The sequence below is a fragment of the Bradyrhizobium sp. SZCCHNS3002 genome (genome assembly GCF_032377435.1).
GTDB lineage: Bacteria > Pseudomonadota > Alphaproteobacteria > Rhizobiales > Xanthobacteraceae > Bradyrhizobium.
The window spans coordinates 48,185-60,985 of sequence record NZ_JAUHHY010000013.1; the positions used below are offsets into that span (position 1 = coordinate 48,185).

Genomic DNA, 12,801 nt, shown 5'->3' on the forward strand with positions numbered 1-12,801 from the left:
CTCGCGGTTAGTGCAACCCCGCGGAGGTATTGAAATGCGGGGTGATGGTTTGTCGTTCAGTTTGCCACGCTGGCGCGTGACGCGCTGGCTGGCCGACCCGGGATATCCGGTGTCATCAGATATCCGCGGCGCATTGACCGGCGAGCTCTACGGCTGCTGGTCGGTGTTCGCCGGCGGCGCCATCAACACCGTCGCCGTTGCTGCTGCGCTTGCGCTGCGCACGCCGAGCCCGCTGTTCATCACCTGGTTCGTGCTCGAGGTCGCGGTCTGCCTGTCGCGGCTGGTCGTGATGATGATCGCCTACCGCCGCGCGCGCGAGCGGCTGGCGACGCCGACCGACATCCACATCCTGCTGTCGGTGGCCTGGAGCGCCAGCGTCGGCTTCGGCGTCGGCATCAGCCTCGCGTCCGGCGACTGGGTGGCCGCGTCATTGACCTGCATCTCCTCGGCCGCCATGGTGGGCGGCATCTGCTTTCGCAATTTCAGCGCGCCGCGCCTCGTCGGCACGATGATCCTGTTCAGCATCGGCCCCGTGATCCCCGGCGTCGCGACGTCGCATGAGCCGCTGTTGTTCGCGATGTATCTGCAGATGCCGGTCTACTTCCTCGCCATGACCGGCGCGGCGTTCCGGCTCAACAGGATGCTGGTGGCGGTGATGCAGGCCAAACGCGAGAGCGACGAGCGGGCGCGGCTCGATCCGCTCACGGGTCTGTCCAATCGCGCCGGCCTGATCGATGCGCTGCAGAGCAGGCTCAACGCCGGCGGCGATCGCAGCTTTGCCGTCCTGTATCTCGACCTCGATGGCTTCAAGCCGGTCAACGACACCTTCGGTCATGCCGCAGGCGATGAGCTGCTGAAGATCGTCGGCCGGACGCTGCGGCAGACCGCCGCTCCCGACGACGTCATCGCCCGGATCGGCGGCGACGAATTCGTCGTGCTCGCCGGTGATCCGGCGATCGACCACGCGCTGGCGCTCGGCGAGCGCATCATCGAGGTGATGACCGCGCCGATGGCCTTGCCGGGCGGCGCGCATGTCCAGATCGGCAGCAGCATCGGCATCGCCGTCGCGCCCGAGCACGGCACCGATCCGGAAGCCCTGCTGTTCGCGGCGGACGCCGCATTGTATGAAGCGAAGTCGAGCGGCAAATCATGCTGGCGGCTGGCCTCAGCCGAGGCCAATCTCGCAGCGCTGCGCAAGATCGCCGGCAGCGACCCGACCGCGAGCTCGGTCGCCAGCGCTGCGTGAGTTGCGCCTGGTGCAAACGACCAGCGCATCGCAGCCCGGATGAGCGCCTACCTACTGCGGCATCTCCGCGAGCGCAGCGAGGATGCGGGCCCAGGAGCGGATGCCCTTGTGGTAGCTCTTCAGGTCGTACTTCTCATTCGGTGAATGGATGTTGTCATCGTCGAGACCGAAGCCGACCAGCAGTGAATCGAGACCGAGCGTCTTCTTGAAATCGGTGACAATCGGGATCGAGGCGCCCGAGCCCATCAGGATGGTCTCCTTGCCCCACTCCTCGGTGAGCGCCTGCTTGGCAGCCGCCAGCGGCTTCATGGTCCAGTCGAGCGCGATCGCGGCGCCCGCCGAATGATCGCCGAACTCGACCGAGCAGTCGCCGGGAATGCGCGCCGAGACGTAGTCGCGGAACGCCTTGCGGATCTTCAGCGGGTCCTGGCCCTCGACGAGGCGGAACGAGACCTTCGCATGCGCCAGCGACGGGATCACGGTCTTGGAGCCCTCGCCGATATAGCCGCCCCAGATGCCGTTGATGTCGCAGGTCGGTCGCGACGAGATCTGCTCGATCAGCAGACGATCCTTCTCGCCGGCGGGAATCGACAGGCCGATCGGCTTGAGAAAGCTCTCGGGCGTCAGGTTCAGCTTCTTCCACTGCTCCAGCACCTCAGGCGGAACGTCCTTCACGCCATCATAGAAGCCGGGAATGGTGATGCGGCCGTCGGCGTCGAACAGGCCGCCAAGCACTTCGGTCAGCACGCGGATCGGATTGCGCGCGCCGCCGCCGAACACGCCGGAATGCAGGTCGCGATTGGCGGCCTTGATCTTGATCTCCTCATAGAGCAGGCCGCGCAACGAGGTCGTGATCGCCGGCGTGTTCGGGTCCCACATGCCGGTGTCGCAGACCAGCGCGAAATCGGCCTTGAACTCGTCCTTGTTGGCCTCGAGGAACGGCACGAAGTTCTTGGAGCCGACCTCCTCCTCGCCTTCGATCAGCATGGTGATGTCGAGCGGCAGCGCCCCCGTCACCTTCTTCCAGGCGCGACAGGCCTCGACGAAGGTCATCAGTTGGCCCTTGTCGTCCTCGGCGCCGCGCGCGACGATGATCTTGCGGCCGTCGGCGTGATCGGCGACCACAGGCTCGAACGGCGGCCGGTGCCACAGGTCGAGCGGATCGACCGGCTGCACGTCGTAATGACCATAGAACAGGACATGCGGCTTGGCGGCGCCATGACCGTTGCTCTTGCCGACCACGGCCGGATGGCCAGCGGTCGGGCGCACCTCGGTCGCAAAGCCGAGCGTCGCGAGATCCTTGGCGAGGTGATCGGCCGCCACCCTGCAATCGTCAGCAAAGACCGGATCGGCCGAGATCGACTTGATGCGGATCAGCGCAAACAGCCGTTCCAGGCTGTTGTCGAAGTCGGCATCGATGTGATCGAGAACGGATTGAAGCTGCGCATTGGCCATGGCCACCGGATCCTTCGCATGTAACGGCTATTGGCCCGCTTGTAGCTCCGTTGCGCGGTCCGGGCCAGCCTCATGCAAAGGCAGAAGATGCCGCCTGCGCCGCAGTCGGCGCAGAGGACATGACAAGGCCATCACGCCGGCCGGGAACAAGGCGCCCTGTCAACGCCGCAGCAGTCCACCAAGCGCGCCCCGCACGAGAGAACGGCCGATCGAGCCGCCCAGCGAGCCGCCGACCTGCTTGCCGAGATCGGCCGCGATGCCGCCGACCACCTTGTCCGTGACCGAGCGCGCGACGTTGCGCGCGATCACCTGCGTGGTCGAGAGCTGGCCGCGCTTGACATTCGTGCCGAAGATCGTGGCGGCGATGTCGCTGATCTTGCCGAGCACGCCGCCGGAGGAGGCATCCGTCGTCACGGCGGTTCCGCTAATCCGCTTCTGCAGCAGCTCGTAGGCGGACTCGGCGTCGATCGCGGTGTCGTATTTGCCCTTGACCGGGCTTGCAGCGATGACCGCCTTGCGTTCCTCCGGCGTGACCGATCCGATGCGCGCCGACGGCGGCCGGATCAGGACGCGCTCCACCATCGCCGGCGTGCCATTGCCCTCCAGGAACGACACCAGCGCCTCGCCCTTGCCGAGCTCGGTGATCACCTTGGCGGTGTCGAGCTTGGGGTTGGGACGGAACGTATCGGCGGCGGCAGCGACGGCCTTCTGATCGCGCGGCGTGAAAGCGCGCAGCGCATGCTGCACGCGGTTGCCCAATTGACCGAGCACGCGATCGGGAACGTCGAGCGGATTCTGCGTGACGAAATAGACGCCGACCCCCTTGGAACGGATCAGACGCACCACCTGCTCGATCTTGTCCATCAGCGCCTTGGGCGCATCGTTGAACAGCAGATGCGCCTCGTCGAAGAAGAAGACGAGCTTCGGCTTGGCGACGTCGCCGACCTCCGGCAGCTCCTCGAACAGCTCCGACAGCATCCACAGCAGGAACGTCGCGTAGAGCCGCGGGTTCTGCAGCAGCCTGTCGGCGACGAGGATGTTGATCATGCCGCGGCCGTCGCGGTCGGTCTTCATGAAGTCGGTGAGCGCCAGCGCCGGCTCGCCGAAGAACTTCGTGCCGCCCTGGTTCTCGAGCACGAGCAACTGCCGCTGGATCGTGCCGACGGTCGCGCGCGTGACATTGCCGAACGACTGCGCCGCCTTCCGGATCGGCGCCAGCGGGTCGGCGTCCGCATCCGCGCCCTTCTTGGCGTCCGGAATGATGGCGTCGAGCAGCGCGCGCAGATCCTTCATGTCGATCAGGGCGAGGCCGTTCTCGTCGGCCACGCGGAACGCGACGTTGAGAACACCTTCCTGAACGTCGTTCAGGTCGAGCATCCGCGCCAGCAGCAGCGGTCCCATCTCGGTGACGGTGGCGCGCACCGGATGCCCCTGCTCGCCGAACACATCCCAAAATACCGTCGAGAACTGATCGGGTTGATAGGTGAGGCCGAGCTCGGTGGCGCGCTTGAGGATGAAGTCCTTCGCTTCGCCGGTTTGCGAAATGCCCGAGAGATCACCTTTGATATCGGAGGCGAAGACCGGAACACCGGCACGGGCAAAACCTTCGGCCATCACCTGCAGCGAGACCGTCTTGCCGGTGCCGGTCGCGCCGGTGACCAGTCCATGACGATTGGCAAGCGCAAGTGTCAACCAGGCCGGCTGCTCGCCGGCACCCACGAAGATCTTGTCGTCGGTATCAGCCAGGGGTTTTCCGGATGGTGCCATGATGATCCATCTTTCGAGAGAGAATGTTTCGCATCACACGTGGTGCGGAGCATCGCGTACGATAACATAGTTGAGTTTCGCGAGCTGGAACCAGCGTCAGGGTGCCTCACCTCTTCGCACGGCACGCACTTTTCTTAGCATTGGTGCCGCGCGATGCGCACGTTTGGTACGTAGATTCAACATCCGGTCTTGCATCGCTGCAACAGTTCATCGTCGATCGCGAATCGATTCGCGCACCAAGCCGGCTCCTCGCTTGTAATTCACGGATCGTCCGATCAAGATGAATTCAGCGAGAGGACGTCCGGTCGTGGGGGACCGGATGAGACGGGGTTCACATGAGCGAGTTGATTGAGCCGCTGGCCAGAACGGCCGGCATCAGTAAAGTCGTGGCTGAAATCATCGGCATCGGGCCTGACCTCCTCAGCGATATTGGATGGCGACGGCAGGGGCAGCAGCCGTCAGCCGGTGAACTTTTTGCGTTCGGCCGCGACCAAATCGAAGCCGATCAGTTGGCACGATCGCGACAGGCACACCCGGCCTGAGCCGGTTGCCCCAAGCCCGACCGCCTGGGCCAGATCATCTGAAGCACCTTCGCGCGCGCCGAGTATCATGACATATCCGATCACCGAACTCGAAGGCATGACGACCTTCTATGCCGCCAAGCTGAAAGCTTTGGGCATCCGGACCACCGACGCATTTCTCGAAGCCGCCCGGACCGTGAAAGGGCGCAAGGCGCTGGCCGCCAAGACCGGCATCAGCGAGCAGCAACTGCTCGATTGGGCAAACGCCGCCGATTACATGCGCATTCCCGGCATGGGCAAGGCCAAGGTCTGCCTCGTCCGCGCAGCCGGCGTGACCACCGTGCGCGAGCTGGCGCACCGCAATCCGGCCCGGCTGGCGCAGAACATCAAGGAAGTGAACACCCGGCGGAAGCTGGTTCGCATCCTGCCGTCGGAGAGGTCGGTCGGCCAGCTCATCGAAAAGGCGCGGCGGCTGGAGCCGAAGATCAGCTATTGATCGGCTCTGGATTGACCGCGCTTGTGCAGTGCGACACCTTGACTTGACGGTGCCAACCGCGCAAAGCGGCGCCCATGAGCGCCATTTCGCCGCACTCCGCCCCGGACCTCGCGTCGAGCCACCCGCTGCTGCGGCCGTGGCTTTCGCGTCCATTCCCGGCGGTGATGGGCATTCTCAACGTCACACCGGATTCGTTCTCGGACGGCGGCCGTTTCGATGCGCCGGAACGGGCGATCGCGCAGGCCGAGCGCATGATCGCGGCCGGCGCCGACATCATCGACATCGGCGCCGAGTCGACCCGCCCCTACAAGGGCGCGGTGCCGGTCACGGCCGAGGAGGAACTGGCGCGCCTGCGACCGATCCTGCCTGCGATCGTCGCACTCGGCGTGCCCGTGTCGATCGACAGCATGAAATCTCAAGTTGCAGGTTACGCGCTGGACCATGGTGCCGCGATCGCCAATGATGTGTGGGGCCTGCAGCGCGATCCCGCGATGGCCACGGTCGTCGCCGCGCATGGCGCGCCGGTCGTGGTGATGCACAACCGTGCTGCCGTCGATCCGGAGATCGACATCATCGAAGACATGCTGGGCTTCTTCACGCGCTCGCTGGACATCGCGGCCAAGGCCGGCATCCCCATTGGGAACATCGTGCTCGATCCCGGTATCGGCTTCGGCAAGACGCCGCAGCAGAGCATGACGGCGCTGGCCCGGCTCGATGCATTCGCATGCTTCGGGCTGCCGCTGCTGGTCGGCGCATCGCGAAAACGTTTCATCAGCACCGTGGTGGCGTCGGAGCCGCAGGAGCGGCTTGGCGGCTCGATCGCGGCGCATCTGATTGCGGCTCGGCGCGGTGCTGCAATCATCCGGGCGCATGACGTCGCCGAGACGGTTCAGGCCGTGCGCGTGGCCGCGGCAATCGAGGCACTGCGATGACCGATACGATCTTCATCAAGGGCGTTCTCATCCACGCGCGTCATGGCGTGATGGAGCATGAGAGCGAGGTCGGCCAGCGCTTCGTCATCGACCTCGAACTCTACACCGATCTGTCGGACTCCTCGCGCAGCGACCGCCTCGCCGACACCGTGTCTTATTCCGACGTGGTGGAGACGGCGACGGCGGCGTTCAAGGACACCAACTACCGCCTGCTCGAACGCGCGGCCGGCGCGGTCGCCGATGCGATCCTGTCGACCTTCGCCCGCATCCGCGCCGTCAAAGTGACCGTGCACAAGCCGCATGCGCCGATCGCCGCCATCTTCGAGGATGTCGGCGTGGTGCTGACGCGCTCCCGGCATCCGTAACCCCGATGGCGAGCGCGCTGATCGCTCTCGGCGGCAATGTCGGCGACGTCAGGGCGACGTTCCGGCGCGCCATTCCGGAGATCTGCGCGCGTGCCTCGGCTGCGCTCGTTGCGCGGTCGTCCGACTACACCACGCCGCCTTGGGGCGAGGAGCAGCAGCCGACCTTCATCAATGCCTGCATCGAGATCGCAACCGCGATGCCCCCACGGCGGCTGCTCAGCGCTCTGCACGCGGTCGAACGCATGTTCGGCCGCGATCGCACGCAAGAGACGCGTTGGGGCCCGCGGACGCTCGACCTGGATCTGATCGCCTATGACGACATCGCGGTCGACACGCCCGATCTGACGCTGCCGCACCCCCGGCTGTTCGAACGCGGCTTCGTGCTGGTGCCGTTGTCCGAGATCGTGCCGGCGCGACGGATTGCCGGGCGCCGCGTCGACGAGGCCGTGCTCGCCGTTTCGCGCGACGGAATCCGGCCGCTGCCGTCAGCCGAATAGCTGACATCTCCGGCCAAACAACCGTTTGGCTTGGCCGCCCTGACGTGGCATTTTGCGCCACAACAATCGCGATAACAGACGCCCCGGGAGACGCGTACCGACATGACGACCGAGACCGACGATCTGCGACTGGCTGCCGATTTCGCTCCGGCCGGCGAGGCGGACTGGCGCAAGCTGGTCGATGGCGTGCTGAAGGGTGCGGCCTTCGAGAAGCTGGTCGGCAAGACCTATGACGGGCTCGAAATCCAGCCGATCTATCCGCGCGCCAAGCATGCCGCGCCGGTCGCGGGCCGCGCACCATCGTCGCCATGGCAGATCATGCAGCGCATCGATCATCCCGATCCGGCCAAGGCCAATGCGCAGGCGCTGATCGACCTCGAGAACGGCGCGACCGGTTTGTCGCTGGTGTTTGCCGGCTCGAATGCCGCGCATGGCTTTGGCCTCGCCGCCAACGCCGACGCGGTGGCGCGCGCGCTCGACGGCGTGCATCTCGATGCTGCGATTGCAATCGAATTGCAGCTCGGTGACTCGCTCTCGCCCGCCTCGCTTGTCGCCGATATCGTCAAGCAGCGCGGCATCACGGCCGCGGCCTGCGACATCCGGTTCGGCCTCGATCCGATCGGGGACGCCGCTGTTCGCGGCGCAAGCACGCATGACGCATCGACGCTCGGCGGCAATTCGGGCGCGCTGGTCAGGCAGCTGCACGAGGCCGGCTTCAAAGGCCCGTTCTTCGCCGCCGACGGCCGCGTCGTGCACGTCGCCGGCGGATCGGAGGCGCAGGAGCTCGCCTTCGTGCTCGCCTCTGGTGTCGCCTATCTGCGGGCGCTCGAAGCCGAAGGCATCGCGCTCGAGACCGCGCGCGGCATGATCTATGGCCGGCTCGCCGCCGACACCGATCAGTTCCTCACGCTGGCGAAATTCCGCAGCCTGCGCCGGCTGTGGGCACGCGTCGAGGAGGCGTGCGGGCTGGCACCGAAGCCGCTCTTCATCTCGGGCGAGACGGCGTGGCGCATGCTCACCCGGCGCGATCCTTACGTGAACATGCTGCGCGCCACCATCGCCGTGTTTGCGGCCGGGCTCGGCGGCGCCAACGCCGTGACGGTGCTGCCGCATACGACCGCGCTCGGCCTGCCCGACGCGTTCGCGCGCCGCGTCGCCCGCAACACGCAACTGGTGCTGCTGGAGGAAAGCAATCTCGCCCGCGTCGCCGATCCGGCCGCCGGCGCCGGCGGCGTCGAGGCGCTGACCAGCGAGCTGTGCAGCGCCGCCTGGGCCCTGTTCCAGGAGATCGAGAAGGCCGGCGGCGTGGGCGCGGCTCTGCAGACCGGGCTGATCCAGTCCAAGGTCGCCGCGGTCAAGGCGGTGCGGGATGCCAACATCGCGAGGCGCCGCGACGTGCTGACCGGCGCCAGCGAGTTTCCAAATCTCAACGAGGCCGCGGTCGCGGTCGAAGCGCTCGCACCGGTGGCGCCGCAACCGATCGACAAGGCTTCGCTCACCTTCGCCGCGCTCGCGCCGATCCGTCTCGCGGACGGTTTCGAGAAGCTGCGTGATCGCTCGGACGCGCTGTTGGAGCGCCAGGGACAGCGCCCCTCGGTGTTCCTCGCCAATCTCGGCACCGCCGCCGACTTCACCGCGCGCGCCACCTTCGCCCGCAGCTTCTTCGAGGCCGGCGGTATCGCCGCGATCGACGGCCAGGGCGGCGCCGATCCGGCCGCGCTCGCAGATGCCTACCGCGCCTCCGGCGCCGCGATCGCCTGCCTTTGCTCGTCCGACAAGGTCTATGCCGACGCCGCGGTTCCCGCTGCCAAGGCCCTTCAGGCCGCCGGCGCGCGACATATCTATCTGGCAGGCCGCGGCGGCGAACAGGAAGCTGCGCTGCGCGAGGCCGGCATCGGCAGCTTCGTCTTTGCCGGCGGCGACGCATTGAAGACGCTCGCGGACGCCTACGCGCATCTGGAGTCAGCATGACCGACGAAAGCAAACCCGTCCTCACCGGCGGCTGCCAATGCGGCGCGATCCGCTACGCGCTGATGTCGGCGCCGAGCAAGGTCAGCATCTGCCATTGTCGGATGTGCCAGAAGGCTTCGGGCGCGCCGTTCGCGTCGTTCGCTGAAATCAACAATGAGAGCTTCGCCTGGACCCGCGGTCAGCCGGCCGCGTTCCATTCCTCCTCGATCGCGATGCGCGACTTCTGCAGCCAATGCGGCACGCCCCTGAGCTTTCGCCGTATCGACGGACCGCGCATCGAGATCATGACCGGGACCTTCGACCGGCCGGACCGGGTGGTGCCGACGCGGCAATATGGCTCGGAGTCGCGGCTCGGCTGGGTGGTCGCGATCGCCAACCTGCCGAGCCAGACCACGCAGCAGAACTACGGACCGGAGAAGATGGCTGGTGTCGTCAGCCATCAGCATCCGGATCATGATTAAGCGATGAGGACACGAGGCCATGAGCCGCATTCCTGATTTCAGCGCCATCGCATTCGAACCCATCGCAGCCCCCGCGCCCGCGGGGGCCGCCGAGCCGTGGCTGACGCCGGAAGGCATTCCGGTGAAACCGGCCTATGGCGAGGCCGATCTCGCCGGCATCGACTTCCTCGACACCTGGCCCGGCATTGCGCCCTATCTGCGCGGTCCCTACCCCACGATGTATGTCAACCAACCCTGGACCGTCCGGCAATATGCCGGCTTCTCCACGGCGGAGGATTCCAACGCCTTCTACCGGCGCAACCTCGCCGCCGGCCAGAAGGGCCTGTCGGTCGCGTTCGATCTCGCCACCCATCGCGGCTATGATTCCGATCATCCGCGCGTCGGCGGCGACGTCGGCATGGCCGGCGTCGCGATCGACTCGATCTACGACATGCGCACCTTGTTCGCCGGCATTCCGCTCGACCAGATGAGCGTGTCGATGACCATGAACGGCGCGGTGCTGCCGATCCTCGCGCTGTTCGTCGTCGCCGCCGAAGAACAAGGCGTGCCGCCGGAGAAGCTGTCGGGCACCATTCAGAACGACATTCTGAAAGAGTTCATGGTGCGCAACACCTACATCTATCCGCCCTCGCCCTCGATGCGGATCATCTCCGATATCTTCGCCTTCACCTCGCAGCGGATGCCGAAGTTCAACTCGATCTCGATCTCCGGCTATCACATGCAGGAGGCCGGCGCGACGCAGGACCTCGAGCTCGCCTACACGCTCGCCGACGGCGTCGAATATCTGCGCGCCGGCATCGCGGCCGGGCTCGACGTCGACCGCTTCGCGCCGCGGCTGTCGTTCTTCTGGGCGATCGGCATGAACTTCTTCATGGAGGTCGCCAAGCTCCGCGCCGCGCGGCTTCTGTGGGCCAAGCTCCTGAAGCCGTTCAATCCGAAGGACACGCGCTCGCTGTCGCTGCGCACGCACAGCCAGACCTCGGGCTGGTCGCTGACCGCGCAGGACGTCTACAACAACGTGGTGCGCACCGCGGTCGAAGCGATGGCCGCCACGCAAGGCCACACACAGTCGCTGCACACCAACGCGCTCGACGAGGCGCTGGCGCTGCCCACCGACTTCTCCGCGCGCATCGCCCGCAACACGCAATTGTTCCTGCAGCAGGAGAGCGGCACCACCCGGATCATCGATCCCTGGGGCGGCTCGTACTATGTCGAGCGCCTCACCCGCGATCTCGCCGCGAAGGCCTGGGGCCACATCCAGGAGATCGAGGAGCTCGGCGGCATGGCCAAGGCGATCGAGGCCGGCGTGCCGAAGCTGCGCATCGAGGAGGCCTCGGCCAAGACCCAGGCGCGGATCGACACCGGCCGCCAGTCCGTCATCGGCGTCAACAAGTACAAGCCGACCGACGAGCCGCCGCTCGACGTTCTCAAGGTCGACAATTCCACCGTGCGCCGGCTGCAGATCGACAAGCTGTCGCGGCTGAAGTCCGAGCGCAAGCAGGCCGAGGTCGACGCGGCGCTGGCGGCGCTGACGCGCTCGGCCGGCGACGGCAACGGCAACCTGCTGGCGCTCGCGATCGACGCCGCGCGCGCCAAGGCCACCGTCGGCGAGATCTCCGACGCGCTGGAAAAGGTGTTCGGCCGCCACCGCGCCGAGATCAAGTCCATCACCGGCGTCTACAAGCGGGAGATCGCCGCCATGTCCGGCAAAGCCGAGAAGCTGCAGGCGCTGATCGAGGCGTTCGAGGAGGCGGAAGGCCGCCGGCCGCGCATCCTCGTCGCCAAGATCGGCCAGGACGGCCACGACCGCGGCCAGAAGGTGATCGCGTCCGCTTTCGCCGACGTCGGCTTCGACGTCGACATCGGGCCGCTGTTCGCTACCGCCGACGAGGCGGCGCGGCAGGCCGTCGAGAACGACGTCCACATTCTCGGCGTGTCGTCGCTCGCCGCCGCGCATCTCACCGCGGTGCCGGAGCTCAAGGCCGCGCTCAAGAAGCAGGGCCGCGAGGACATCATGATCATCGTCGGCGGCGTGGTGCCGCCGCAGGATTACGACGCGCTGTACAAGTCCGGCGCGGAAGCGATCTTCCCGCCGGGCACCGTGATCGCCGACGCCGCCGAGGAACTGATCCACAAACTCAACGCGCGGCTCGGCCACAGCCAGGCAGCGGAATAGTTTTTCGAATCCGCGAGCGCAGCTCTCCGGCGTACGATCGTCAGATCGTGCGCCGCTACGTTTTTGCAGATGAACCTCAGCATTCCCTGGCGATACGCATCTTCACCCATCGGATATTGATAGCCATGACCCGTTCGACACTTTGCGTTGCTGCAATCCTTGGCCTGTTTTCGTTCGCACCCGCCCTTGCCGCCGATCCCAAGCCGGACGCCAGCATCAACACGAAGGCGGTCGAGGCCAACGTGACGCTCGATGCCCGGATCAAGGCTGATGCGCCGCTCGCGGCCTATTGCCTGGCCGACGGCAAGAAATGGATCGACAAGAACGCCGCCGACGCCGCCAAGGAGCGCAAGGAAGATCCGGAAACGTTCCGCGACGGCAAGTGGTCGTTCGAGCGCAAATATTCCGTGCGCTCGGTGGTCGCCGACCGCTACGTCAGCATCCTCCGAGACGACTACATGGACACGCGCGCCGCGCATCCCAACAGCGACGTCAACACCATCCTCTGGGACAAGGCCGCGGCCAAGCCGATCAGCATCCGCCCGTTCTTCACCGAGACCGCCGACAATGGGCCTGCGATGAAGGCGATGCTGAATGCGGTGGTCAGCTCGCTGAAGGCCGAGAAAAAGAAGCGCGACGCGACGGAGACCGCGACCGCCGAATGGTTCAAGGGGCTGGAGCCGAAGCTGCTCAAGATCGGCGCCGTGACGCTCGCTCCCTCCACGGAGGCCGGGAAGAGCTCCGGCCTGACCTTCCACTACCCGCCTTACGCGGTCGGCCCCTACGCCGAAGGCCAGTACGTCGCCTTCGTGCCGTGGGAGACGCTGAAGCCGTATCTGTCACCGGAGGGCCAGGCGATCTTCGGCGGCGCCAGGCCGAAGGGGGATGCGGAAGACCAGTGAAGCCAACCGGCG

12 protein-coding genes are annotated in these 12,801 nt (G+C 66.3%); 10 read left to right on the plus strand and 2 right to left on the minus strand.

What is annotated here, in order from left to right; translation table 11 throughout:
- The first annotated feature begins 34 nt into the window (after positions 1-34).
- The gene (locus tag QW845_RS25185) at positions 35-1,246 is read left to right on the plus strand and encodes a GGDEF domain-containing protein (protein ID WP_315804220.1); all 1,212 of its coding nucleotides are present in this window, start codon (positions 35-37) and stop codon (positions 1,244-1,246) included.
- Between the two features lie 51 nt (positions 1,247-1,297).
- Here QW845_RS25185 and QW845_RS25190 read toward each other — a convergent pair whose 3' ends face one another.
- Positions 1,298-2,701, minus strand: a complete 1,404-nt coding sequence (locus QW845_RS25190; RefSeq protein WP_315804221.1) for a M20/M25/M40 family metallo-hydrolase — start codon at positions 2,699-2,701, stop codon at positions 1,298-1,300.
- Between the two features lie 159 nt (positions 2,702-2,860).
- Positions 2,861-4,468 carry a helicase HerA-like domain-containing protein gene (locus QW845_RS25195; RefSeq protein ID WP_315804222.1) on the minus strand — a complete coding sequence of 536 codons (1,608 nt, stop codon included), beginning with the start codon at positions 4,466-4,468 and terminating at the stop codon, positions 2,861-2,863.
- A gap of 335 nt (positions 4,469-4,803) precedes the next feature.
- Between QW845_RS25195 and QW845_RS25200 the strand changes: the two genes are divergently transcribed.
- The 9 genes from QW845_RS25200 to QW845_RS25240 all read left to right on the plus strand — a co-directional run bounded on the left by QW845_RS25200 (position 4,804) and on the right by QW845_RS25240 (position 12,789).
- Positions 4,804-5,010 carry a hypothetical protein gene (locus QW845_RS25200; RefSeq protein WP_315804223.1) on the plus strand — a complete coding sequence of 69 codons (207 nt, stop codon included), beginning with the start codon at positions 4,804-4,806 and terminating at the stop codon, positions 5,008-5,010.
- A 67-nt stretch (positions 5,011-5,077) separates the two neighbouring features.
- Positions 5,078-5,485: a DUF4332 domain-containing protein gene (locus tag QW845_RS25205; protein ID WP_315804224.1), complete on the plus strand. Its 408-nt coding sequence runs from the start codon at positions 5,078-5,080 to the stop codon at positions 5,483-5,485.
- A gap of 74 nt (positions 5,486-5,559) precedes the next feature.
- Positions 5,560-6,417, plus strand: coding sequence for a dihydropteroate synthase (folP, locus tag QW845_RS25210; protein WP_315804225.1), 858 nt, complete (start codon positions 5,560-5,562; stop codon positions 6,415-6,417).
- Positions 6,414-6,782 carry a dihydroneopterin aldolase gene (gene folB, locus QW845_RS25215; protein ID WP_315804226.1) on the plus strand — a complete coding sequence of 123 codons (369 nt, stop codon included), beginning with the start codon at positions 6,414-6,416 and terminating at the stop codon, positions 6,780-6,782. Before folP ends, folB begins: the two co-directional genes overlap by 4 nt.
- A 5-nt stretch (positions 6,783-6,787) precedes the next feature.
- Positions 6,788-7,279 (plus strand): 2-amino-4-hydroxy-6-hydroxymethyldihydropteridine diphosphokinase, encoded by a 492-nt coding sequence (folK, locus tag QW845_RS25220; RefSeq protein WP_315804227.1) that lies wholly within the window; start codon positions 6,788-6,790, stop codon positions 7,277-7,279.
- A 102-nt stretch (positions 7,280-7,381) separates the two neighbouring features.
- Positions 7,382-9,250 carry a methylmalonyl-CoA mutase subunit beta gene (locus QW845_RS25225; protein WP_315804228.1) on the plus strand — a complete coding sequence of 623 codons (1,869 nt, stop codon included), beginning with the start codon at positions 7,382-7,384 and terminating at the stop codon, positions 9,248-9,250.
- Entirely contained in the window at positions 9,247-9,711 is a 465-nt protein-coding gene (locus tag QW845_RS25230; protein ID WP_315804229.1) for a GFA family protein, read from the plus strand. Before QW845_RS25225 ends, QW845_RS25230 begins: the two co-directional genes overlap by 4 nt.
- Before the next feature lie 19 nt (positions 9,712-9,730).
- A complete protein-coding gene (gene scpA / locus QW845_RS25235; protein ID WP_315804230.1) occupies positions 9,731-11,887 on the plus strand; it encodes a methylmalonyl-CoA mutase in 2,157 nt (718 codons plus the stop codon).
- Positions 11,888-12,012: 125 nt separating this feature from the next.
- Positions 12,013-12,789: a DUF3298 and DUF4163 domain-containing protein gene (locus QW845_RS25240; protein ID WP_315804231.1), complete on the plus strand. Its 777-nt coding sequence runs from the start codon at positions 12,013-12,015 to the stop codon at positions 12,787-12,789.
- Positions 12,790-12,801: the final 12 nt, after the last annotated feature.